This is a genomic window from Paracoccus haematequi, from assembly GCF_900631945.1.
In the GTDB taxonomy this organism is placed as follows: domain Bacteria; phylum Pseudomonadota; class Alphaproteobacteria; order Rhodobacterales; family Rhodobacteraceae; genus Paracoccus; species Paracoccus haematequi_A.
In genome coordinates, this window is sequence record NZ_UZWE01000060.1 from 1 (window position 1) to 22,248 (window position 22,248).

At 66.0% G+C, this 22,248-nt stretch carries 19 protein-coding genes and 4 pseudogenes; 7 read left to right on the plus strand and 16 right to left on the minus strand.

Going from position 1 to position 22,248, the window contains the following annotated elements; all coding sequences use genetic code 11:
• Positions 1 to 233 precede the first annotated feature (233 nt).
• A complete protein-coding gene (locus PARHAE_RS18005) occupies positions 234 to 1,418 on the plus strand; it encodes an NAD(P)/FAD-dependent oxidoreductase (RefSeq protein ID WP_126155946.1) in 1,185 nt (394 codons plus the stop codon).
• A 282-nt stretch (positions 1,419 to 1,700) separates the two neighbouring features.
• Here the strand turns inward: PARHAE_RS18005 and PARHAE_RS18015 are convergent.
• Positions 1,701 to 1,832: pseudogene (locus PARHAE_RS18015) on the minus strand (IS3 family transposase); the annotation flags it as partial.
• Between the two features lie 108 nt (positions 1,833 to 1,940).
• Between PARHAE_RS18015 and PARHAE_RS22010 the strand changes: the two are divergent.
• Positions 1,941 to 2,159 (plus strand): annotated as a pseudogene (locus PARHAE_RS22010) (DUF6634 family protein); the annotation flags it as partial.
• Between the two features lie 167 nt (positions 2,160 to 2,326).
• On the opposite strand, the gene PARHAE_RS18020 reads toward PARHAE_RS22010, so the two are convergent.
• From PARHAE_RS18020 to pyrC, 3 genes are all read right to left on the minus strand, one after another.
• Positions 2,327 to 3,814, minus strand: coding sequence for a replicative DNA helicase (locus tag PARHAE_RS18020; RefSeq protein WP_126155947.1), 1,488 nt, complete (start codon positions 3,812 to 3,814; stop codon positions 2,327 to 2,329).
• 108 nt (positions 3,815 to 3,922) lie between these two features.
• Positions 3,923 to 4,594, minus strand: a complete 672-nt coding sequence (locus tag PARHAE_RS18025; RefSeq protein ID WP_126155948.1) for an orotate phosphoribosyltransferase — start codon at positions 4,592 to 4,594, stop codon at positions 3,923 to 3,925.
• Positions 4,594 to 5,634, minus strand: a complete 1,041-nt coding sequence (gene pyrC / locus PARHAE_RS18030; protein WP_126155949.1) for a dihydroorotase — start codon at positions 5,632 to 5,634, stop codon at positions 4,594 to 4,596. Before pyrC ends, PARHAE_RS18025 begins: the two co-directional genes overlap by 1 nt.
• A 135-nt stretch (positions 5,635 to 5,769) precedes the next feature.
• Between pyrC and PARHAE_RS18035 the strand changes: the two genes are divergently transcribed.
• A complete protein-coding gene (locus PARHAE_RS18035) occupies positions 5,770 to 6,069 on the plus strand; it encodes an antibiotic ABC transporter (RefSeq protein WP_126155950.1) in 300 nt (99 codons plus the stop codon).
• Positions 6,070 to 6,120: 51 nt separating this feature from the next.
• Positions 6,121 to 6,873, plus strand: a complete 753-nt coding sequence (locus PARHAE_RS18040; protein WP_126155951.1) for an SDR family NAD(P)-dependent oxidoreductase — start codon at positions 6,121 to 6,123, stop codon at positions 6,871 to 6,873.
• Positions 6,874 to 6,906: 33 nt separating this feature from the next.
• Here the strand turns inward: PARHAE_RS18040 and gap are convergent, their stop codons facing one another.
• The 4 genes from gap to PARHAE_RS21940 form a co-directional block, all read right to left on the minus strand.
• On the minus strand, positions 6,907 to 7,908 hold the full coding sequence (gene gap / locus PARHAE_RS18045; protein WP_126155952.1) for a type I glyceraldehyde-3-phosphate dehydrogenase: 1,002 nt from the start codon (positions 7,906 to 7,908) through the stop codon (positions 6,907 to 6,909).
• A 229-nt stretch (positions 7,909 to 8,137) separates the two neighbouring features.
• On the minus strand, positions 8,138 to 8,452 hold the full coding sequence (locus PARHAE_RS18050) for a transposase (protein ID WP_206437021.1): 315 nt from the start codon (positions 8,450 to 8,452) through the stop codon (positions 8,138 to 8,140).
• Positions 8,453 to 8,506: 54 nt separating this feature from the next.
• Positions 8,507 to 8,785 (minus strand): hypothetical protein, encoded by a 279-nt coding sequence (locus PARHAE_RS21785; protein ID WP_241232877.1) that lies wholly within the window; start codon positions 8,783 to 8,785, stop codon positions 8,507 to 8,509.
• Complete coding sequence (locus PARHAE_RS21940) at positions 8,782 to 8,907, minus strand: hypothetical protein (RefSeq protein ID WP_277600687.1); 126 nt, start codon at positions 8,905 to 8,907, stop codon at positions 8,782 to 8,784. Before PARHAE_RS21940 ends, PARHAE_RS21785 begins: the two co-directional genes overlap by 4 nt.
• A 75-nt stretch (positions 8,908 to 8,982) precedes the next feature.
• Here PARHAE_RS21940 and PARHAE_RS18060 point away from each other — a divergent pair.
• Positions 8,983 to 9,681, plus strand: a pseudogene (locus PARHAE_RS18060) (IS3 family transposase); the annotation flags it as partial.
• A gap of 435 nt (positions 9,682 to 10,116) precedes the next feature.
• Here the strand turns inward: PARHAE_RS18060 and PARHAE_RS18070 are convergent.
• The 5 genes from PARHAE_RS18070 to PARHAE_RS18090 form a co-directional block, all read right to left on the minus strand.
• Positions 10,117 to 13,704, minus strand: a complete 3,588-nt coding sequence (locus PARHAE_RS18070) for a vitamin B12-dependent ribonucleotide reductase (protein ID WP_126155953.1) — start codon at positions 13,702 to 13,704, stop codon at positions 10,117 to 10,119.
• Between the two features lie 453 nt (positions 13,705 to 14,157).
• Positions 14,158 to 14,703 carry a 5-formyltetrahydrofolate cyclo-ligase gene (locus tag PARHAE_RS18075; protein ID WP_126155954.1) on the minus strand — a complete coding sequence of 182 codons (546 nt, stop codon included), beginning with the start codon at positions 14,701 to 14,703 and terminating at the stop codon, positions 14,158 to 14,160.
• Positions 14,700 to 16,088, minus strand: a complete 1,389-nt coding sequence (gene mgtE, locus PARHAE_RS18080; RefSeq protein WP_126155955.1) for a magnesium transporter — start codon at positions 16,086 to 16,088, stop codon at positions 14,700 to 14,702. The genes PARHAE_RS18075 and mgtE overlap by 4 nt, the downstream gene beginning before the upstream one ends.
• Positions 16,085 to 16,876, minus strand: coding sequence for an inositol monophosphatase family protein (locus PARHAE_RS18085; RefSeq protein WP_126155956.1), 792 nt, complete (start codon positions 16,874 to 16,876; stop codon positions 16,085 to 16,087). Before PARHAE_RS18085 ends, mgtE begins: the two co-directional genes overlap by 4 nt.
• 129 nt (positions 16,877 to 17,005) lie before the next feature.
• Positions 17,006 to 17,365 carry a helix-turn-helix domain-containing protein gene (locus tag PARHAE_RS18090; RefSeq protein WP_126155957.1) on the minus strand — a complete coding sequence of 120 codons (360 nt, stop codon included), beginning with the start codon at positions 17,363 to 17,365 and terminating at the stop codon, positions 17,006 to 17,008.
• 177 nt (positions 17,366 to 17,542) lie between these two features.
• On the opposite strand from PARHAE_RS18090, the gene PARHAE_RS18095 reads away from it, so the two are divergent.
• Positions 17,543 to 18,502 (plus strand): NADPH:quinone oxidoreductase family protein, encoded by a 960-nt coding sequence (locus PARHAE_RS18095; protein WP_126155961.1) that lies wholly within the window; start codon positions 17,543 to 17,545, stop codon positions 18,500 to 18,502.
• Between the two features lie 116 nt (positions 18,503 to 18,618).
• Positions 18,619 to 19,353, plus strand: a complete 735-nt coding sequence (locus tag PARHAE_RS18100; RefSeq protein WP_126155958.1) for a Bax inhibitor-1/YccA family protein — start codon at positions 18,619 to 18,621, stop codon at positions 19,351 to 19,353.
• A 52-nt stretch (positions 19,354 to 19,405) separates the two neighbouring features.
• Here PARHAE_RS18100 and PARHAE_RS18105 read toward each other — a convergent pair whose 3' ends face one another.
• From PARHAE_RS18105 to PARHAE_RS18115, 3 genes and pseudogenes are all read right to left on the minus strand, one after another.
• A complete protein-coding gene (locus tag PARHAE_RS18105) occupies positions 19,406 to 20,551 on the minus strand; it encodes a CaiB/BaiF CoA transferase family protein (protein WP_126155959.1) in 1,146 nt (381 codons plus the stop codon).
• Positions 20,544 to 21,743, minus strand: coding sequence for an acyl-CoA dehydrogenase (locus PARHAE_RS18110; RefSeq protein ID WP_126155960.1), 1,200 nt, complete (start codon positions 21,741 to 21,743; stop codon positions 20,544 to 20,546). The genes PARHAE_RS18105 and PARHAE_RS18110 overlap by 8 nt, the downstream gene beginning before the upstream one ends.
• Before the next feature lie 27 nt (positions 21,744 to 21,770).
• Positions 21,771 to 22,120, minus strand: a pseudogene (locus PARHAE_RS18115) (integrase core domain-containing protein); the annotation flags it as partial.
• Between the last annotated feature and the right edge of the window lie 128 nt (positions 22,121 to 22,248).

Sequence of the window (22,248 nt, forward strand, 5' to 3'; positions counted from 1 at the left end):
CGGCTCAATCTTCGCCCATTGGGCATCCGTCAGAACATTGCGATCCATCCTGACTATGAATCACATCAGCCTCCGAGTGTGAATCCCCACAGACCCTAGCCCAGGTGGCGCGACAGATTCCGTCGACCTGCCTGGCCGCCGCGACACCATGCGTCGCGCGGGCCGTCATGTTCGCTACAAAAATCCGGCCCCGCTGGATTAGAACCGATGCCACAGGAAACAGGAGAAGCGGCATGGCACGGACTGCGGATTTCATCGTCATCGGCGGCGGGATCGCCGGGATCTCGGTAGCTTACGAACTGCTGCCCCATGGCAGCGTCGCGGTGCTGGAACAGGAAAGTGCGACCGGCTATCACTCGACCGGGCGGTCGGCCGCCGTGATGTCCGAGAACTACGGCCCCCGGCTTTGGAGCCGCCTTGTCACCGCCACGCGCGGCTTTCTGGAAAACCCGCCGGAAGGCTTTACCGATCTGCCGCTGGTCACCGACCGGGGCGCGCTGTTCCTGGCCCAGGCGCACGAGACCGGACAGCTTCAGGCGCAGTATGACGACCTGATCGCACGCGGCGCCAGGGTCGAACTCATGCCCGCCGCCGATGCGCTGCGCTATTGCGAGGTGCTGCGGGCCGACAAATACGCCACCGCCATGTATGAGCCCGACTGCAAGGACGTGGACACGAACGAACTGATGATGGGTTATCAGCGCCGCATCCGCGCGGCGGGCGGCGCGGTGGTGACGGACGCGCGCGTGACGGCGATCCACCGCGACGCGAACGGCTGGCGGGTCGACACCACGGCGGGCGAATTCCACGGCGGCACCCTTGTCAACGCCGCCGGTGGATGGGTGCAGCAGGTGGCCGAGATGGCGGGCCTGGGCTATCGCAACGTGGTGCCCTTCCGCCGCACCGCCGTCACCTTCGACGCGCCCTCGGGCAGCAACCTGCATCACTGGCCGATGACCTTCGACGTGGCCGAGACCTTCTATTTCAAGCCCGAGGCGGGCAAGGTCATGGTCTCGCCCGTGGACATGGCGGCCTCGGCCCCCTGCGACGCCCAGGCCGACGAGATGGAGGTCGCCCTCGCCATCGACCGGATCGAGACCTTCACCACGATGAAGGTGGCGCGGCTGTCCCACAGATGGGGCGGCTTGCGGACCTTCGCGCCCGACCACGAGCCGGTGATCGGCGCCGACCCGCCGGACGCGGGCTTCATCTGGCTGGCCGGCCAGGGCGGCAACGGCGTGATGGCCAGCGCGGCCTCGGCCCGGCTGGCGGCTTCGCTGGCGGTGGGCCGGGGAATTCCCGCCGACATCGCCGCGCTTGGCATCACCGAGGACGCGATCTCTCCGGGCCGCAGTTGCGTGCTGGCCAACGAAGATGTGCAGGTCGGGTCGGCCGAAGCGATCTATGGGGCCGACTAAGGCCCCTGCCCGCCGCGCCGCCGGGCCAGGAAGAACCGCAGCATCCCTCGCGAGGCGTCGGGACCGGCGGGGTCGGTATGCGATCCCGCCGCCGGCCGCCCGACCAGCCATGGCCGCTGCCGTGCACGGTCCAGTTCTCAAGCAGCGTCCGGCCTAGGCGGTTCTGATAACTCCGCTGCGTGAACTCCCTGCCCCGTTCCGTCCGGCCCGAGGCGATGCGGCAGGTCAGCGGACCGGGGCGCGACCGTTCCAGATTGGCAAGAAAGCCTCCGGCATTGCTGGGATGCCGTTCTGGCGCATCAGACGGCCTACCCGGCGCTTTCCGACCCGCAGGGCCGGCTCGTTCAGTTCCTCGGTCATCCGCGGCCTGCCGTAGCTGCCCAGGCTCAGCCGATGCTGTTCGCGGAACCGAGCCTTCATTCTATGATCCTTTCATGGCTCAACCCATTGTTGGGTACAGAAAGTCGTATTTCAGGATAGCGCGTCCCGCTAATCGTTCTCCACTAAAGCTGGGCAAGTCCAGCATGTTGGTATCGGCTCGGCCGGTCCATTGAGGCATTTGAGGCGGAGTTGGCAGAGAGCCTGAATGGGAGGAGGTCCGCTGTCGACGCCATCCGGTTCACTCTTCCCGGATTCACGAACGCGGACGACCCCGCACTTCTGGCGCATCTGCTTGCCACCTATATCACGCGGGTGCACGAGGTCGACGCGACCGGGCCGCCTCTGGACCGGGAGGCCTGACATGCATTGGTTCACGGCCGATCCGCGCCGATGACCGTGTTGCTTTCCAGGTAGTCTCTCCCTCATTCCCTAGGCCCGGCGCCAGCCAGACTGGTGCAACCCGCGGACAGAGAATGCCCCAGGGGAGAGGCCGCCGACCCAGTCAGATCACCATGCGATCATCCGGGCTAATCCCATTGCGATTGACGGTCCTTCGCCAGGTTGCCGAAGCGGGTGAACTGGCCCTCGAAGGACAGCTCGACCGTGCCGATGGGGCCGTGCCGCTGCTTGCCCAGGATCACCTCGGCCTTGCCGTGGCATTGCTCCATCACCTGCTGCCACTTGGCCATCGCGTCCAGGTCGCTGTCCGAGGGCTTTTCGCGTTCCTTGTAATATTCTTCGCGGAACACGAACATCACGATGTCGGCGTCCTGTTCGATCGAGCCGGATTCGCGCAGATCCGACAGTTGCGGGCGCTTGTCTTCGCGGTTTTCCACCTGCCGCGACAACTGCGACAGAGCGATGACCGGGATGTTCAGTTCCTTGGCGACAGCCTTCAGGCCTTGGGTGATCTCGGACACTTCGTTCACGCGGCTGTCCTTGGCGGACGCGGCCTTCAGAAGCTGAAGATAGTCGACCATCAGCACGTCCAGGCCATGGGTCCGCTTCAGCTTGCGGGCGCGCGCGGCAAGCTGGTTGATCGGCAAAGCCGGGGTGTCGTCGATGTAAAGCGGGCAGTTCTGCAAGGCATGGGCGGCCTCGACGAAGCGGCGGAACTCGGCCTCGTCCATGTTGCCGCTGCGGATGCGTTCGCTGGGAACCTCGGCCGCTTCGGACAGGATCCGGGCGGCAAGCTGTTCGGCCGACATTTCCAGGCTGAAAAAGCCGACCACGCCGCCCTCGATGGTGCCGATGGTGCCGTCCGGGCGTTCCCCGGTCTTGTGGGCTTTGGCGATGTTGAAGGCGATGTTGGTCGCCAGCGAGGTTTTCCCCATCGATGGACGTCCGGCCAGGATGATCAGGTCCGAGTTGTTCAGCCCCCCCATCTTGCCGTCAAGGTCGACCAGCCCGGTCGAGATTCCCGACAGCTTGCCGTCGCGCTGATAGGCGGCATTGGCGGCCTGGACCGCGCCGGTCACGGCCTTGAGGAAGGACTGGAAGCCGCGTTCGGCCGTCCCGGCCTCGCCCAGCTTGTACAGCGTCTGTTCGGCGGCCTTGATCTGTTCCTCGGCCTCGTCGCCGACCTCGACGGTCGCGGCGCGGGCGGCGATGTCCTGGCCCAGTTGGATCAATTCGCGGCGCAGCGCGAATTCGCGAATCATCTGAGCATAATCGCGCGCGGCATAGGCGCTGATCGCGGCCCCGGCCATGCGCGCCAGATAGGGCGCCCCCCCCAGTTCCTTCAGCCCCTCGTCATGCTCCAGAAAGGCCTTGATGGTGACGGGGCTGGCAAGGGCGTTCTTGCGGATGCGTTCGGAGCAGATCTCGAAGATGCGGGCATGGACCGGGTGATAGAAATGGTCAGGCTTGATGATCTGGCTGACCCGGTCGAACACGTCGTTGTTGGTCAGCAGCGCGCCCAGGAGCTGTTGTTCGGCCTCCAGCGAAAAGGGGATCGAGGGGGTGTCCTCGGCGCCGACGGGTTGGCCTGGGATGATTGCGCGCAGGTTGGTCATGGGCTGCCCCTTTCTTCTTATCCCCCTGTTCTACACCCGATGCGCCGCGCGGGGAACGCCGCGCGGCGGGATTTTCGGGGGCCGATCTGTGGATGGCCTGTGGATAAGTCAGGCGTTCGCGGCCTGCCAGGCGCGCGGGTCGGTCAGGAAGGTCTCGACCTCGGCCAGGGTGGCGCTGTCGAAGGCGGCCTGCGCCTTGGCCTCGGCCAGAACGTCCCACCAGGTGCAGAGGTGGTGCAGCGTGACGCCGTGATCGGCCAGCCGCTGCGTCGTTTCCGGGAAGATGCCGTAATAGAAGATCACCGCCGTATGCGCGCAGGTCGCGCCGGTGTCGCGAATCGCATCGACGAAGGACAGCTTGCTGCCGCCGTCGGTGGTCAGATCCTCGACCAGCAGGACGCGCTGGCCCTCGGTCATGACGCCTTCGATCCGGGCGTTGCGGCCGTAACCTTTCGGCTTCTTGCGCACATAGGTCATCGGCAGCCCCAGCCGTTCGGCGACCATGGCGCCGAAGGGGATGCCCGCCGTTTCGCCGCCCGCCACGTTGTCGAAGGCCTCGAACCCGGCATCGCGCAGAACGGTCGCGGCCATGAAATCCATCAGCGTGGCGCGGACGCGCGGAAAGCTGATGATCCGGCGGCAGTCCACATAGGTCGGCCCCTTCAGGCCCGAGGCATAGGTGAAGGGCTGAGCCGCATTGAAATCGACGGCCTTGATTTCCAGCAGCATCCGGGCGGACAGGCGGGCGATTTCCTCGCGCGTGGGAAAGGTCAGGCTCATCAATCCTCCAGATGCCAGAAAAGCGGGAAGCCGGGGTCGAAGACGGTCACGGTTTCCTCGCCAGCCTCGATCTGTGCAGGGTAGGCCGCGGGCGTGTCGCGCCTGACCAGCGTGATCCGGTCGTCGTTCGGCGGCAGGCGATAGAAGGCCGCGCCGTTCAGGCTGGCAAAGGCTTCCAGCCTGTCCAGGGCGCCGTCCTCCTCGAACACATGGGCCAGGATCGACATGGTGTTCGGCGCCGTGAAGCAGCCCGCGCAGCCGCAGGGTTGCAGCTTGGCGCTGTCGGGATGCGGCGCGCTGTCGGTGCCCAGGAAGAACCGCGCCTCGCCGCCGGTCGCCGCCTTGCGCAGCGCCAGGCGGTGCGATTCGCGCTTGGCGACAGGCAGGCAGTAGTAATGCGGGCGGATGCCGCCGGCCAGGATGGCGTTGCGGTTGATGACCAGGTGATGCGTGGTGATCGAGGCCGCCAGATCGTCGCCACCCGCGCGCGCATAGTCCACGCCGTCGCTGGTGGTGATATGCTCCATCGCCACGCGCAGGCCGGGGGTGCGGCGGCGCAGCGGGTCCAGGACGCGGTCGATGAACACGGCCTCGCGGTCGAAGATATCCACCGCCGGGTCGGTCACCTCGCCATGGACGCACAGCGTCACGCCCGCCTCGGCCATCGCCTCCAGCACAGGCTGGACGCGGTCGAAATCGGTGACGCCGCTGGCGGAATTCGTGGTCGCGCCCGCAGGATACAGCTTGACCGCGCGGATGATGCCGTCGCGAAAGGCAGAGACCACATCGGCGGGGTCGGTCGCGTCCGTCAGATACAGCGTCATCTGCGGCTGCAACGCGGCGCCTTTGGGCAGCGCGGCCAGGATCCGGTCGCGATAGGCGGCGGCCTGGGTGCCCGTCACCACGGGCGGCACCAGGTTCGGCATGATGATGGCGCGGCCGAAGCCCGCCGAATGGGGCGCGACCGCCGCCAGCATCGCGCCGTCGCGCAGGTGCAGGTGCCAGTCGTCGGGGCGGCGAAGGGTGATGCTGTCGGTCATGGCCTGCCTCTATACATGGCATGGCAGGGTTGCCAAGCGGCCATGCGTAAAATGCAGTCCACATTGTCGCAAAGTCGGGCTTGCGCCGATCCCGGCGGGCCATCAGATTGACTGGATGATCCAAAGGATGACCCCATGTTTGCGATGATGCCCAAGAATCCCGTCCGACTGTGGGCGCAATTCGTCCGAATGGCCATCGAGGCGCAGATGGTGATCGGCCTGCGCACGGCGGGCATGATGGGGATCATGACCCAGGCGCCGGGGGAACCTTTTCGCATGGTCGCCGAAAAACAGGCCGCAGCGACGGAGTCGTTGTTCGCGATGGCCCAGGCCGCAGGCCGGGGTGCAAGCGCCGAGCGCGTGATGTCCGCCGCGCTTCGCCCCTATGGCAAGCGGACGCGCGCCAATTCGCGCCGCCTGACCAGGGTCCGCTGAGGGAACGATCCCCGAATGCCGCCGTTTCCCATGCTTACAGCGGGGAACGACATGAAGACGGCACTCATCACCGGCGGCGCGCAGGGCATCGGCAGAGGCATCGTTGAACGGTTAACAGCGGACGGCTGGCGCGTCGCGCTGTTCGACCTGGACGATGAGGCGGTGGCCGAAATGCAGGCGCGCGACTCCAGCCTGCTGGCCCTGACGGTCGATGTCGCGGACGAGGCTGGAGTGCAGGAAGGTTTTGCCCGGATCCGGGACTGGCTGGACGGCGCCGGGCTGGATCTGCTGGTGTCGAATGCCGGCATCGCCGATCCCCAGAACGGCCCGATCGAGGAACTGTCGTTGGGCGATTGGCAGCGGATGCTGGACAGCCACGTCACGGGCGCGTTCCTGACGGTGCGCGCCGCCGTGCCGCTGTTGCGGGCGGCGCGCGGCTCGATCATCCTGATGTCATCGACGCGCGCCTTGCAGTCGGAAGCGGGTACCGAAAGCTATGCGGCCTCGAAAGGGGCGTTGCTGGCCCTGTCTCATGCGCTTGCGGTCAGTCTGGGGCCCAAGGTGCGGGTGAACAGCATCCTGCCGGGCTGGATCGAGACGGCGGCCTATCAGAAGCGGGCGAATCGCATCGAACCGCATCATTCGAAGGCGGAAAAGGCGCAGCATCCGGTTGGCCGGGTGGGCGATCCGCAGGATATTGCAGGACTGGTCGCCTATCTTGCGTCGGATCGGGCCGGCTTCATCACCGGCCAACGGTTCGTCGTCGATGGCGGAATATCGGCACGGATGATCTATCCGGCCTGATGGGGCGGCGGGACGATCCCGCCGCCGCAAGGCTCAGATCAGCTTGCCCATTGCAACCGCCGTGTCGGACATGCGGTTCGAGAAGCCCCATTCGTTGTCGTACCAGGTCAGGATGCGGCACAGGCGGCCTTCCATCACCTTGGTCTGGTCCATGTGGAAGACCGACGAATGCGGGTCGTGGTTGAAGTCCGAGGATACCAGCTTTTCCTCGGTGTAGCCCAGGATGCCCTTCATCGGCCCGTCCGCCGCCGCCTTGATCGCGGCGTTGATTTCCTCGACCGAGGTGTCGCGCGCGGCCTCGAACACCAGGTCCACGACCGAGACGTTGGGGGTGGGGACGCGGATCGCCACGCCGTCCAGCTTGCCCTTCAGTTCCGGCAGCACCAGGCCCACGGCCTTGGCGGCGCCGGTCGAGGTCGGGATCATCGACAGGGCGGCGGCGCGGGCGCGGTACAGATCCTTGTGCATCGTGTCCAGCGTCGGCTGGTCGCCGGTATAGCTGTGGATCGTGGTCATGAAGCCCTTGGCGATGCCGATGCTGTCGTTCAGCACCTTGGCCACGGGCGACAGGCAGTTGGTGGTGCAGCTTGCGTTGGACACCACCAGGTCGTCGGCGGTCAGCGTGTCGTCGTTCACGCCGAAGACGATGGTCTTGTCGGCATTGTCGCCGGGGGCCGAGATCAGCACGCGCTTGGCGCCGGTCGACAGATGCGGCTGGACCTTGTCCTTGGACGTGAAGATGCCTGTGCATTCCATGATCACGTCGATGTCGCCCCAGGGCAGGTCGGCGGGGTTGCGGATCGCCGTCACCTTGATCGGGCCGCGTCCCACGTCGATGGAATCGCCGCTGACGGTGACCTGGGCCGGGAACCGGCCATGCACGCTGTCATAGCGCAGCAGATGCGCGTTGGTTTCGACGGGGCCAAGATCGTTGATCGCGACGACCTCGATATCGGTGCGCCCCGATTCGATGATGGCGCGCAGCACATTGCGCCCGATGCGCCCGAAACCGTTGATCGCAACTTTGACAGCCATGGTTCTCTCTCCCGACCAAGTGACGTTGCGCCCCTCGTATCGTGCTGTCCCGGCTGATGCAAATGCCCTGTGGAACCTGTCTGACCTGGGTATGGTCCCGCCTGCGATGTTAGCGCCAGAAGCTGAGATGTTCGATCAGATCGGCCATCGACCGCGCCGCCAGCAGCGGCAGATCCCGGTGCAGCCACAGGTGGTCCGCGACGAACAGGCCCAGCACCAGCAACTGTGTCTACGGGCAGGCCCGGTGCTGCCAAGCCGTGCCGCTTTTCAGGACGGCGTTTGCGATGGTGACGAGCCGTCTGGCGATCGCGATGATGACCAGCTTGTGCGGCTTGCCCTTTTCCTTGAGGCGCCTGGCAATCGGCCTCAAGGCCGGGTTGTGACATGCGGCGGCGAGTGCGGCTTGGAAGAGGACATGTCGCAGCGCCCGTCGCCCTCCCGCGATCATGCGGCGGCCGCGCATCGCGCCGCTGTCACGGGACACGGGCGCAAGGCCGGTCATCGAGGCTGCCTCACCTTCTGTCATATGGCCGAGTTCCGGCATCTCGGCCTGGACCTGTCCCGGTTTCGTTCCGGTCTTCTGAGAGAGATGCTTTCTTCAAGGAGACAGGATATGGCAGCGATACACAGCGACGAATTCAAGCGGGATGCGGTTCGCATCGCGCTCACCAGCGGCCTGACACGGCCTGCCGTAGCTGCCCAGGCTCAGCCGATGCTGTTCGCGGATATGGGCCAGGATCACCATATCGGGCCGCTGACGGATGGACGGGGGCCTGCGCAGCCACGCGCGCAACCCGCGATCCGTCACGCCCGTCATGCGGCAGAGATGGCTGCGCGAAAGGCTGCCCTGATAGCCGGCGATGAACTGAAACTTCACAGCTTTTGAGCCGCGAAGAACTGAGCCGCCTTTTTTAATACTTCCCTTTCTTCGCGCAGTATGCGGTTCTCTTTCCGCAGCCGTTCGTTCTCACGAAGAAGATCGGTATCCTGTTCCGGCATCTTCGCCTCAGCGGAAATCGCCCGGCTCCACTTGCCGAGCGTCGAAAGGCCGACGCCAAGATCAGACGCAACCTGACGCCGCGTATGACCGAGGAGTTGAACGAATTGGGCCCGCGGGTCGGACAGCGCCGGGTAGGCCGTCTGATGCGCCAGAACGGCATCCGCATCATCCGCAGCCGGAAGTTCAAGCGCACCGCCGACAGCAGTCACGCCTTCAACATCGCGCCGAACCTCTGCAACAGGACTTTTCGGCGAGTGCCCCGAAGGGGGCGGGCGACATCACCTACATCTGGACGCGTGAGGGCTGGGTTTATCTGGCCGTCATCATCGACCCGTTCTCGAGGCGCGTGATTGGCTGGGCCATCAGCAACCGGATGAAGCAGGATCTGGCGATCAGGGCGCTGAACATGGCCGTTGCCCTGCGCCGCCCACCACCCGGCTGTATTCACCACACGGATCGCGGCGCGCAATACTGCGCCCATGACTACCAGAAGCTTCTGCGCAAAAACGGGTTCAAGGTATCAATGAGCGGCAAGGGCAACTGCTATGATAACTCGGCCGTCGAGCGTCGCGTGTTCTCTCGGACCGATGGCGTTCACACGCTCCGTCTTAAAGTCCCTGAAGGCCGAACTGGTTTGGAGACGCGAATGGCGCGCCCGGCGCGATATCGAGATCGCCCTCTTCGAATACATCAATGGCTTCTACAATCCGCGCCGCAAGCACTCAGCCCTCGGCTGGAAATCACCCGTGGCCTTCGAGCAGAGGGCCGCTTAACATGAGCACCTGACCGGAACAGAAGCGATGCAGGTCCATATCGCCCCAGGGGCCCCTTGGCAAAACCGCCGCCGCGCCCCGCCCGCCGCCAGCTTTTCCACCAGCTGGCGGATGTGATCGGGCCGGTTCGGCACGGAGCCCCGGTGCCGAAACGCACCGCCTCACCCGCCACGCGCAACGGCAACAGAGATCGACGCCTTATGGACGTCCAGCCCGATGAACGTGTTGCTCTTCCGGTGGTCTCTCCCCCATTCCCGAGGCCCGGTGCCAGCCAGTCTGGTGCAACCCGCGGACAGAGAATGCCCCGAGGGAGAGTCCGCCGACCCAGTCAGATCACCATGCGATCATCGGGGCTGGAAGGCGAAAACGGACGACTCGCCCTCCAGAATGACCAATTTATGGGTTGCGTGACCGTAGCGTCGCCGGGGACTGGTGTCAGCTACACCCGCTGGTCCCTCCGCAGGTATTGCACTTCATGCACGTCCCGTTCCGCACCAGCGTATAGTTCCCGCACTCGCCGCAGGGATCGCCCTCGTATCCCTGCATCCGGGCCTTGGCGCGCAGGTCCATTGCTGCCGGTTCCGCCGACAGGATCGCCGTTGTCGAGACTCCGGCCTGCAAGACCATCAGATCCTGGGGCAGGCGCTTGCGCAGATAGCCCGCGCTGCTGATCTGCTTCAGCATGGTCAGCGACTTCAACTCGGCCTGTTCGCTGACGGGGGCGACGTTCTGGCCCTCGCGTTCGCCGCCGCCCATGTCGTCGAAACGCGCGCCTTCGGGCTTCACATGCGCCAGGTCGGTGCGGTCCAGATAGCTGACGGCCAGTTCGCGGAAGACGTAGTCCAGGATCGAGGTCGCGTTCTTGATGCTGTCGTTGCCCTGGACCATGCCCGCAGGCTCGAACCGGGTGAAGGTGAAGGCGTCGACGAATTCCTCCAGCGGAACGCCGTATTGCAGGCCCACGGACACGGCGATGGCGAAATTGTTCATCATCGCCCGGAAGCCCGCGCCTTCCTTGTGCATGTCGATGAAGATCTCGCCCAGCTTGCCGTCGTCGTATTCGCCGGTGCGCAGATAGACCTTATGCCCGCCCACGACCGCCTTCTGGGTATAGCCCTTGCGGCGCTGCGGCAGCTTTTCGCGGTGGCTGCGGACGGCCTCCTTGACGATGATCCGCTCGACGATCTTCTCGGCGATGACGGCGGCCTTTTCCTGCGCGCTGCCAGAGGCCAGGATTTCCTCGGCCTCCTCGTCATCCTCGACCAGGGCGGATGCCAGCGGCTGCGACAGCTTCGATCCGTCGCGATACAGCGCGTTGGCCTTGATGCCCAGCGACCACGACAGCTCGTAGGCCGCAAGCGCGTCGGCGATGGTCGCGCTGTTGGGCATGTTGATGGTCTTGGAAATGGCGCCCGAGATGAAGCTCTGCGCCGCCGCCATCATGCGGATATGGCTGTCCACCGACAGATAGCGGGTGCCGGTCTTGCCGCAGGCATTGGCGCAATCGAAGACCGGCAGATGTTCGGCCCGCAGATGCGGCGCGCCCTCCAGGGTCATGGTGCCGCAGACATGGTCGTTGGCGGCATCGATCTGGGCCTTGGTAAAGCCCAGATGGCGCAGCAGGTCGAAGGTCGGGTCGGCCAGCTTCTGGGCGGGAATGCCCAGCGTGCCCTTGCAGAAATCCTCGCCCAGGGTCCACTGGTTGAAGACAAAGCGGATGTCGAAGGCCGTGGCAAGCGCGGCTTCGATCTTGTCGATCTCGGCCCGGCCGAAGCCGTGGCCCGCAAGCGCGGTGTGATTGATGCCGGGGCAGTTGCCCAGGCTGGCGTGGCCCACGGCGTAGGCCACGATCTCCTCGATCTGCGCGGGGGAATATCCCAGCGTGGTCAGCGCGGCCGGGACCGACTGATTGATGATCTTGAAGTAGCCGCCCCCTGCCAGCTTCTTGAACTTGACCAGGGCGAAATCCGGCTCGATCCCGGTGGTGTCGCAGTCCATGACCAGGCCGATGGTGCCGGTCGGCGCGATCACCGTGACCTGGGCGTTGCGGAAGCCGTGATCCTCGCCCCCGGTCAGGGCTTCGTCCCAGGCCTGCCGCGCGATGGCGACAAGGCGGGCGTCGGGGCAGTTCTCGGCGTCCAGCTCCACGGGCAGGACGTTGATACCCTGATAGGCGCCGGTGCCGTGCGCCGCCGCGCGGTGGTTGCGGATCACCCGCAACATGTGGTCGGCGTTGCGCGCGTAGCCGGGGAAGGCCCCCAGTTCGGCCGCCATCTGCGCGCTTGTCGCATAGGCGACGCCGGTCATGACCGCGGTCAGCGCGCCGCACAGCGCCCGGCCCTGATCGCTGTCATAGCCCAGGCCCATGTTCATCAGCAGGCCGCCGATATTGGCATAGCCCAGCCCCAGAGTGCGGAAGTCATAGCTGCGCTGCGCGATTTCCTTGCTGGGGAACTGCGCCATCAGCACGCTGATTTCCAGCGTCACCGTCCACAGCCGCGTGGCATGGACATAGGCGTCTGCATCGAAGCGGCCATCCGCGAAGAAGGTCAGCAGGTTCATCGAGGCAAGGTTGCAGGCCGTGTCGTCCAGGAACATGTATTCGCTGCACGGGTTGGACCCGCGGATCGGCCCGTCCTCGGGGCAGGTGTGCCAGGCGTTCACCGTGTCGTGGAACTGGATACCCGGATCGGCGCAAGCCCAGGCGGCATGGCCGACCTGTTCCCACAGCTCGCGAGCCGAGACGGTCTTGGCGACCTTGCCGTCGGTGCGGCGCAGCAGTTCCCACGGCGCATCGTCGCGCACCGCTTGCAGGAAGGCATCCGTCACCCGGACCGAGTTGTTCGAGTTCTGGCCCGAGACGCTGACATAAGCCTCGGAGTCCCAGTCCGTGTCATAGGTCGGAAATTCGATGCTGTCGAAGCCCTGGCGCGCGTATTGCAGCACGCGGTTGACATAGGTTTCCGGGATCATCGCGCGCTTGGCGGCGCGGATCGCGGCTTTCAGGGCGTCGTTCTTCGCGGGATCCGTTTCACCGTCGCCCGCGCGGATCGCGGCGAAGATGTCGTTCAGCCGTGCCTCATGCGCCTTGGACCCGGCGACCAGGGACGCGACCTTCTGTTCCTCGATAACCTTCCAGTTGATGAAGGCCTCGATATCGGGGTGATCCATGTCGCAGATCACCATCTTGGCCGCGCGGCGCGTGGTGCCGCCCGACTTGATCGCGCCCGCCGCCCGGTCGCCGATCTTCAGGAACCCCATCAACCCGCTGGACTTGCCGCCGCCCGACAGTTTTTCCCCTTCGCCGCGCAGCGACGAGAAGTTGGTGCCGGTGCCCGATCCGTATTTGAACAGCCGCGCCTCGCGGACCCACAGGTCCATGATGCCGCCTTCGTTCACGAGGTCGTCGCTGACCGACTGGATGAAGCAGGCGTGCGGCTGGGGATGTTCATAGGCACTGTCGGACTTGACCAGCGTGCCGGTCTTGTAATCGACATAGAAATGCCCCTGCGACGGGCCGTCGATTCCATAGGCCCAGTGCAGGCCGGTGTTGAACCATTGCGGGCTGTTCGGCGCGGCCATCTGCCGGGCCAGCATGAACCGCATTTCGTCGTGATAGGCACGGGCGTCTTCTTCTTTGGAAAAATACCCGCCTTTCCAACCCCAGTATGCCCAGGCTCCGGCCAGCCGGTCAAAGACCTGCCGTGCGCTCGTCTCTCCGACATAGCGCCGGTCCTCGGGCAGGGCGGCCAAGGCTTCGTCGTCGGCCACGCTGCGCCACAGGAATTCGGGCACGCCCTTTTCCTTGACGCGCTTGAGCGCCGCCGGAACGCCCGCCTTGCGGAAATACTTCTGGGCGATCACGTCGCTGGCGACCTGGCTCCAGCCCTGGGGGACTTCCACCTGGTCGTTGCGAAAGACGATCGTGCCATCGGGATTGCGGATCTCGCTGGTGGTCGTGGCGAAGGCGATATCGCCGTATGCGCCCCCGGCAAGGGTGGTAAAACGCCGTTCGATCTTCATGCCCGTAGCCCTTTCATGTCGTCGTCCCTGACCCGCGACCTGCGCCAAGCGGCACGGGGCCGCCCCGTTGCCGCAGCAACGGGCACGGACAGCCGAAGCGCCCGATCGGTCGAAAATCGCGAAGCGACGGGCCTTGGTGGTTATCGCCCACCTGCCACCACATCTGGTATGGCCAACGCCGCAGACCACAAAATTGATCCCATTCGGCGGCGGATGCAACGGTTTTTATCTGTGGATAACCGTAGAGGCGCAGTTGACTCGGGCTGCGTGCCGCAAGGCGCAGATTCGCTCACAGCTCATGGCGGGCAACCATCGTCAACACGGCCAGATCGGGACTATTTCTTTTCAGCACAGAGGCTTGTCGGCGCCCCTCCCCGGCTTATCCACAGGGTTGTCCCGAAGCCGCCCCCCGGTTATGCACAGCTGATGCAAAACTGCCACGAAAGTCCGTGATCAGCGCAGCGGCTGGATGATGCGCCGATCCGTGACGATCAGATCCAGCGGCTGGTCGAACGGCTCGGCCGGGATGTCCGGCAGCTCCTGGACGGCGAAGGCCAGGCCGATGGCGGTGGCGCGGCCGAATTCTCGCAGTAATTGCAAGGTGCGGTCGTAATACCCGCCGCCATAGCCGATGCGATTCCCCCCCAGGTCGAAGCCCGCCAGCGGCACGATCAGCACATCCGGCCGCAGGACCGGCTGCGAATCAGCAGGATGCGCGGTGCCGAAGGGACCGTCCACCAGCGGCCCGCCGTCCCACTGCCGGAAGATCAGCGGCATGGCGCGGCCGGGCACCACCGGCAGGCAGACCGGCCCGTCATGCGCGGCCATCGCGGGCCGGGGATCGGCTTCGCCCCGCATCGGCCAATAGCCCGACAGGACCGCGCCCCGATGCGGCGCCAGCGCGGCGGTCAGATGGCGGGTCAGCGCGTCCTGGTCGCCTCCGGCCGCGCGGGCGGCCAGGGCACGGGCGCGCAGGGCGGATTTGTCGGCGGGGGTCACAGCAGCATGATCGTGGCAAGTCCCAGGAAGGCGAAGAAGCCCATCACGTCGGTCATCGTGGTGACAAAGGTGCCCGAGGCCAGGGCAGGATCCAACCCCAGCTTGTTCAGCGTCAGCGGCACCAGCACCCCGCCCAGGGCCGCGACGATCTGGTTGACGATCATCGCCGCCGCCAGGACCATGCCCAGCCGGATGTCGCCAAAGATCAGCGTTTCCGCGATCCCCAGGATCAGGGCCAGCCCGACCCCGTTCAGCAGCCCCGCCAGCAGTTCGCGCATCACCACGCGGCGCGCATTGGAACGGTTCAGATCGCGCGTGGCCAGGCCCCGCACGGCGACGGCCAGCGACTGCGTGCCCGCGATCCCGCCGGTCGAGGCGACGATGGGCATCAGCGCGGCAAGCGCCACAAGGCTGGCGATGGTGTTTTCGAACATCGAGATGACCACCGCCGACAGCGACGCCGTGAACAGGTTGACGACCAGCCAGGGCAGGCGCTGCCGCGCGGTTGCCAGCGGTCCGTCGGTGACGTGGCTTTCATCGCCCACGCCCGCCAGGCGCAGGATGTCTTCCTCGTGCTCCTCGTCCAGGACGGCCATCGCGTCGTCGATGGTGATGATGCCGACCAGCCGGTCGTCGCGGTCCACCACCGGGGCCGAGATCAGGTGATACTGGTTGAAGACATAGGCTACGTCCGCTTCCTCGGCGAAGGCGCTGATGGTGCGGAAGCTGTCCTCGGTGATGTCGCGCAACGGCGTGGCGTGGCTGGAGGCCAGCAGGCGGCCCAGTGTGACATAGCCCAGCGGATGGAAGCGCGGATCGACCAGGACGATGTGATAGAACTGTTCGGGCAGCCATTCCTCGGATTGCAGGAAGGCCACGGCCTCGCCCACGGTCCAGTGCTCGGGCGCGGTCACCACCTCGGACTGCATCAGGCGGCCCGCCGAATATTCGGGGTAGGCCAGCGACTGCTGGACGGCGGCACGGTCGGTCGCATCCAGCGCAGCCAGGATTTCCTGCCGCTCGGGCTCGTCCATGTCCTCGACCAGGTCGACCACGTCGTCGCTGTCCATCTCGCGGACGGCTTCGGCCACGACCTCGCGGGGAAGCTGGTCGATCACCTCCTCGCGGATCGCCTCATCGATTTCGGACAGGATCTCGCCGTCGATCTCGCCGCTGTAGAGCGCCAGGAAGGCGCGGCGCTTGGCCGGGTCCAGCCGTTCGATGAGGTCGGCGATGTCGGCGCCGTGCATCGGCTCCAGCAGGGTGTTGAGCGTCGCCGCGTCGCCCGCCTCGATGGCGGCGTCGATCTGGTCCAGAAGCGCGCGCCGGGGCAGGTATTCGTCCTCGGCCGAGCGGTCTTCGGGCGGGGTGGCCTGGTCGGTCATGCCGCGCCCCCTGCGTTCAGCAGCGCAAGCGCCGCGCGGTGCAGCTCGGCCGAGGCGGCGGCGATCACCTGCCCGCCGTGATGGGCGGGACCGCCCTGCCAGTCGGTGACGATGCCCCCGGCGGCCCGGACCACCGCCAGCGGCCCGGCGATGTCATAGGATTGCAGCCCGGCCTCGATCACCAGATCCACCTGGCCCAGGGCCAGCAGCCCATAAGCATAGCAGTCAAGCCCATAGCGGGTCAGCCGCACCTGGCCGGCCACGCGGCGGAAGGCGGCGGCTTCGTCGGCCGTCCCGACCTCGGGATAGGTTGTCAGAAGCGTCGCCTGGGACAGATCGACGCGCCGCGCCGCCAGCGGGCGTTGACCCGCATCGGACAGAAAGCGCGCCTGACCCAGCCCGCCCTCGAACCGCTCGCGCGTATAGGGCTGGTCTATCAGGCCATAGATAATGTCCTGCCCGTCGGACAGGCCGATCAGAACACCCCAACTGGCCGCGCCGCACAGGAAGGCGCGGGTGCCGTCGATGGGATCCAGGATCCAGGTCAGGCCGCTGGTGCCCTGGGTCGCGCCGTATTCCTCGCCCAGGATGGAATCGGCGGGGCGGCGGCTGGCCAGAACCTCGCGCATGGCGCGTTCGCCGGCGCGGTCGGCCTCGGTCACGGGGTCGAAGCCGGTCTGCCATTTGTTGTCGGCCACCAGCTGGGTGCGGAAAAAGGGCAGGATCGCGGCACGGGCGGCATCCGCCATCCGGTGCGCCGTGTCGATGATGTCTTGCGCGTCCTGCATGGCTGCCCCCTGGTCCGGTTCACCGGCAGGACTAACCCGAAGGCGTCGCCCTGCCAATGGCGGCAAGCGGATTTGGCAGCCGGAACCGTGTCAGGCGCGTGACAGCGACACACCCGCGCCGGGACGGGATCAGGCGGCGTCGGACAGCACCCGCGCCAGTTCGAAGATCTGGCGGCGCTGCGCGACCGGCATCGTGTAATAGGCGCGCACCAGTTGCAGCGCTTCCTTGTCGGCCAGGATGTCGCCCGCGACGCCGTCGGGAATGTCGCCTTCCTGCAATCCTTCGAAGAAGAAGCTGACCGGCACGTCCACCGCCCGCGCGATGTCCCACAGCCGGGACGCCGACACCCGGTTCATGCCGGTTTCGTATTTCTGGATCTGCTGGAACTTGATACCGACCTTGTCGGCCAGTTGTTGTTGCGTCATCCCGATCATCCAGCGACGATGGCGAATGCGCTTGCCTACATGAACGTCAACACCGTGTTTCATCGTTACCACCTCATGCAATCTAAGGAAGCACTATCTTAACCTTCCTCAATTTTCGAGTGTTAACCTGGTTAACGGCCTCGTTCCTGACCAAAAAGACAGGTCCGGTGCGACTGGCGGCGGCCTTCTGATAAGGGAATGACAGACTTGGCGAAAACTTCCGTGTCCGAGGGTTCGGGGATGATCCGAATCGCCCTGGTTGAACAACTGGGAGGAGAGCCGGTGATCCGGCTGCGTCCCGCCCCCCAGCCTGGGCCAGAGCAGGTTCTGGTGCGGATGCGCGCGGCGGCGCTGAACTTCGCCGACCTGCTGAAGGCGAAGGGCGAATACCAGGAACGCCAGGATCCGCCCTTCGCCCCCGGCCTGGAAGGCGCGGGCGAGGTGATATGGGCGCCCGAAGACAGCGGCTTGCGCCCCGGCGACCGCGTGGCCGTGCTGGCGCCGGGGACGCTGGCGGAACAGGTCGCGGCGCCCCCCGGCGCCTGCACGCCGATCCCCGACCCGATGGATTTCGAACAGGCGGCGGGCTTCCAGATCGCCTATGGCACCAGCCACCTGGCGCTTTCGGCCCGCGCCGCCCTGCAACCGCAAGAGGTTCTGGCGGTCCTGGGTGCCGCGGGCGGCGTCGGCCTGACCGCGGTCGAGATCGGGCGCGCCATGGGCGCCCGCGTGATCGGCGTGGCGCGCGGGCGCGACCGGCTGGACGTGGTGCGCAAGGCCGGGGCCGACCATGTCATCGACAGCGCCGACTGCCCGGATCTGAGGGCCGCTTTGCGCGATCTGGGCGGCGTCGACGTGATCTATGACGCCGTGGGCGACAGCGCCGGAGAGGCGGCGTTCCGCGCCCTGAACCCCGGCGGCCGCTTCCTGGCGATCGGCTTCGCGGGCGGCAGGCCGCCGCTGCTGCCGCTGAACCACGCCCTGGTCAAGAATATCGCCATCCACGGCTTTTACTGGGGCGGTTACGCCAGGCTGGATCCCGCGGCCGTGTCGGACAGCATGAAGAATCTGTTCCGCATGTTCCAGGACGGCCAGCTTGCCCCGGTGCTGGGCCAGGTGATGCCGCTGGAGCGCGCCGCCGAGGCCTTCGATCTGCTGCGCAGCCGCAAATCGGTCGGCAAGATCGTCGTGACGCTGTAACAACTGCGTAAAACTGTGCCGATCCGGCGGCTTGGCGCATTGAAACGCGGCGATATCATGCCAATATGGTGGCCAGAAACCGGCGAATGCCGGCATGTCCTCGTAGGGAGAGATTGATGGCAGATTACAACACTTACCGCACCACGCAGAGCGTCGGCACCCGCCAGGCGGTCGTCGACGAAGGGCTGCGGGCCTACATGAACAAGGTTTATGGGCTGATGGCAGTCGGCATGGGTGTAACCGCCGTCGCGGCCTATGGCATCAGCACGCTTGCGATCAATAATCCCGCCGTGGCGCAGGCGCTTTATGCCTCGCCGCTGAAATGGGTGATCATGTTCGCGCCGCTGCTGGTGGTCTTTGCCTTCGGCGCCGCCCTGAACCGCCTGTCGGTCTCGGCCGCGACGCTGCTGTTCTATGGCTTCGCCGCGCTGATGGGCCTGTCGATCAGCTCGATCTTCCTGGTGTTCACCGGCACCTCGATCGTGCAGACCTTCCTGGTGACGGCCATCGCCTTCGCGGGCCTGTCGCTGTGGGGCTATACCACCAAGAAGGACATCTCGGGCTGGGGCAGCTTCCTGATCATGGGCGTGATCGGCCTGATCGTGGCGTCCATCGTGAACATCTTCCTGCAATCGTCGGGGATGCAGTTCGCGATCTCGATCCTGGGCGTGCTGATCTTCGCGGGCCTGACCGCCTATGACACGCAGAACATCAAGAACACCTATCTGCAACTGGCTGGCTCGAACCGGGATTTCCTGGGCAAATCGGCCATCATGGGCGCCTTGCAGCTGTACCTGGACTTCCTGAACCTGTTCATGTTCCTGCTGCAATTCATGGGTAACCGCGAGTGATCTTCGCCACAGCCTGACGACCTTGGCCCCCGCCCCGACCGGCGGGGGTCTTTCATTCCGCGAACCCCCATTTTCCGTCGCCCATTGCGGGGGCGGGTCGGTTTGTTTGCAGGGCGCTGCGTCCGAAGCGGATGGGGGTTCGCAGGCCGGGGATGCCTTCGGGGGCGATGCGCAGGCCGCGCGCGGCGATCTGCGGCTCTGCCAGGGCCTCGGCCACGTCGTTGACGGGACCGGCGGGGACGCCCGCGGCCTCCATCGCGGCGATCAGGTCGGCGCGGGTGCGGCGCGCGGTGGCGGCGGCCAGCACCGGCACCAGCCGGTCGCGATGGGCCACGCGGGCCGGGTTGGTGGCGAAGTCGGGGTCGCCGGGCAGGCCGGGCAGGTCCAGCACCCGGCACAGCGCGGCGAATTGCCGGTCGTTGCCGCAGGCGACGATCAGGTGGCCGTCGCAGGCCGGAAACAGCTGATAGGGCACGATGTTCGGATGCGCATTGCCCAGGCGATGCGGCACCGTCCCGCCCAGCAGAAAGTTCGTGGCCTGGTTCGCCAGAACCGCCACCCCGCAATCCAAGAGCGACAGGTCCAGATGCTGGCCCCGCCCGGACCGCGCCCGTTCGGCCAGCGCCGCCTGCACGGCGATCACCCCGTAAAGCCCGGTGAAGATGTCGATCCAGGCCACGCCGACCTTCTGCGGCTCTCCGTCCGGGTCGCCGGTCAGGTCCATGATCCCCGACATGCCCTGGATCAGGAAATCGTATCCGGGCTGGCCGGCGCGCGGCCCGTCCTGTCCGAAGCCGGTGATCGAGGCATAGACCAGCCCCGGATTGCCGGCCGCCAGCGTCGGATAATCCAGCCCGAACCGCGCCAGCGCCCCGACCTTGAAGTTCTCGACCACCACATCGGCCTGCTGGATCAGCCCGCGCAGCCGCGCCAGGTCGGCCGGGTCGTTGAAGTCGCAGGTGACCGAGGTCTTGCCCCGGTTCGCCGCGTGGAAATAGGCCGCGACCCGTTCGGTGGTGCCGTCGGCGCGGGGGCGGTCGATGAAAGGCGGGCCCCAGCGGCGGGTGTCGTCGCCCTCGGGCGATTCGACCTTGATCACCTCGGCCCCCAGGTCGCCCAGGGTCTGGCCGATCCAGGGCCCGGCCAGGATGCGGGCCAGCTCGACCACGCGCAGGCCCTTCAGCGGCGGCTCAGCCAAAGGCCTGGTGCCCGGTCTGCGCGCGGCCCAGGATCAGGGCGTGCACGTCATGGGTGCCCTCATAGGTGTTCACCGTCTCCAGGTTCTGGGCATGGCGCATGACGTGGTATTCGCTGGAAATCCCGTTGCCGCCATGCATGTCGCGGGCCATCCGCGCGATCTCCAGCGCCTTGCCGCAGTTGTTGCGCTTGACGATGGAAATCATCTCGGGCGCGAAGCGGCCTTCGTCGAACAGCCGCCCGACGCGCAGGGACGCCTGCAACCCCAGCGAGATCTCGGTCTGCATGTCGGCCAGCTTCTTCTGGAACAGTTGCGTCGCGGCCAGGGGGCGGCCGAACTGGTGGCGGTCCAGCCCGTATTGGCGGGCGCGGAACCAGCAATCCTCTGCCGCCCCCATCGCGCCCCAACTGATCCCATAGCGCGCCCGGTTGAGGCAGCCGAACGGCCCGCCCATCCCCTCGACCCCCGGCAGCAGGGCGTCCTCGCCGACCTCCACATCCTCCATCACGATCTCTCCGGTGATCGAGGCGCGCAGCGACAGCTTGCCTTTGATCTTCGGCGCGGACAGGCCCTTGATGCCCTTCTCCAGCACGAAGCCGCGCACCTTGCCGCCATGGGCGTCGGATTTCGCCCAGACCACGAAGACATCGGCGATGGGGCTGTTGGAAATCCACATCTTCGCGCCGTTCAGCACATAGCCGCCGTCCACCTTGCGCGCGCGGGTCTTCATGCCCGCCGGGTCGGAACCCGCATCCGGCTCGGTCAGGCCGAAGCAGCCGATGTATTCGCCCGTGGCCAGCTTCGGCAGATAGCGCCGCTTCTGCGCCTCGCTGCCGTAAGCCTCGATCGGGAACATCACCAGCGAGGACTGCACCGAGGCCATCGACCGATAGCCGGAATCAACCCGCTCGATCTCGCGCGCGACCAGGCCGTAGGCGACATAGGAGGCGCCGACCCCGCCATAGGCGTCGTCCACCGTGACGCCCAACAGGCCCGCCGCCCCCATCTCGCGGAAGATCTCGGGGTCGGTCGTCTCGGTCAGATAGGCGTCGGTGACACGCGGCGCCAGCCGCTCGGCCGCAAACGCCGACGCGCTGTCGCGGATCATCCGCTCCTCCTCGCTCAACTGGTCGTTCAGCAGAAAAGGATCCGCCCAGTCGAAGGCGGCACCCTTGGGGGTAGTAGGGGACATCTGCTTCTCCGTCAGGTCGAGGTGAGACTAGGTGTTCAGTCCCGGCCTCTGGTGGATCTGGTTCAGGATGAATCGATCCGGCTCTGAAGTCCAGATTTGGCAGACGTATTCGTAGGGCGTAAGACCCCCGAGGGTCTTGAGCCGACGCGCGAAGTTGTCGGCTGCCATGAAGTCGGCAAGATGCGCCCGCCGTTGCTCGTGGCTGTCATGGTGGAAGCGCCTGACGTTCGGTGGGAAACCCTCTCCCAGAGGGTTTCCTGGCCCGCCTCACCCTGCGTGATCGTGCGGTTCATCCGCTCGACCTGACCATTGGTCCACGGGTGGTTGGGCTTTGTCAGACGGTGCTCGATGCCATTGGCCTCGCAGATCATGTCGAACGCATCGGCCTGGAATAGACGGTGTTTCGGGGGAGTGTCCTGAACTTTGTGTATCTGACCGGCTCCATGCGGTTTCAGATACTCAAGCGTCGAAGCGCTCGCCGAACATTATGGCGAACTGGTTGCGG

Excerpts from the sequence above, each read along its gene's own strand:
- PARHAE_RS18005 (WP_126155946.1), top strand. The coding sequence starts at position 234 with ATGGCACGGACTGCGGATTTCATCGTCATCGGCGGCGGGATCGCCGGG.
- PARHAE_RS18020 (WP_126155947.1), bottom strand. The coding sequence starts at position 3,814 with ATGACCAACCTGCGCGCAATCATCCCAGGCCAACCCGTCGGCGCCGAG.
- PARHAE_RS18025 (WP_126155948.1), bottom strand. The coding sequence starts at position 4,594 with ATGAGCCTGACCTTTCCCACGCGCGAGGAAATCGCCCGCCTGTCCGCC.
- pyrC (WP_126155949.1), bottom strand. The coding sequence starts at position 5,634 with ATGACCGACAGCATCACCCTTCGCCGCCCCGACGACTGGCACCTGCAC.
- PARHAE_RS18035 (WP_126155950.1), top strand. The coding sequence starts at position 5,770 with ATGTTTGCGATGATGCCCAAGAATCCCGTCCGACTGTGGGCGCAATTC.
- PARHAE_RS18040 (WP_126155951.1), top strand. The coding sequence starts at position 6,121 with ATGAAGACGGCACTCATCACCGGCGGCGCGCAGGGCATCGGCAGAGGC.
- gap (WP_126155952.1), bottom strand. The coding sequence starts at position 7,908 with ATGGCTGTCAAAGTTGCGATCAACGGTTTCGGGCGCATCGGGCGCAAT.
- PARHAE_RS18050 (WP_206437021.1), bottom strand. The coding sequence starts at position 8,452 with ATGCCGGAACTCGGCCATATGACAGAAGGTGAGGCAGCCTCGATGACC.
- PARHAE_RS21940 (WP_277600687.1), bottom strand. The coding sequence starts at position 8,907 with ATGCCGGAACAGGATACCGATCTTCTTCGTGAGAACGAACGGCTGCGG.
- PARHAE_RS18070 (WP_126155953.1), bottom strand. The coding sequence starts at position 13,704 with ATGAAGATCGAACGGCGTTTTACCACCCTTGCCGGGGGCGCATACGGC.
- mgtE (WP_126155955.1), bottom strand. The coding sequence starts at position 16,088 with ATGACCGACCAGGCCACCCCGCCCGAAGACCGCTCGGCCGAGGACGAA.
- PARHAE_RS18085 (WP_126155956.1), bottom strand. The coding sequence starts at position 16,876 with ATGCAGGACGCGCAAGACATCATCGACACGGCGCACCGGATGGCGGAT.
- PARHAE_RS18090 (WP_126155957.1), bottom strand. The coding sequence starts at position 17,365 with ATGAAACACGGTGTTGACGTTCATGTAGGCAAGCGCATTCGCCATCGT.
- PARHAE_RS18095 (WP_126155961.1), top strand. The coding sequence starts at position 17,543 with ATGATCCGAATCGCCCTGGTTGAACAACTGGGAGGAGAGCCGGTGATC.
- PARHAE_RS18100 (WP_126155958.1), top strand. The coding sequence starts at position 18,619 with ATGGCAGATTACAACACTTACCGCACCACGCAGAGCGTCGGCACCCGC.
- PARHAE_RS18110 (WP_126155960.1), bottom strand. The coding sequence starts at position 21,743 with ATGTCCCCTACTACCCCCAAGGGTGCCGCCTTCGACTGGGCGGATCCT.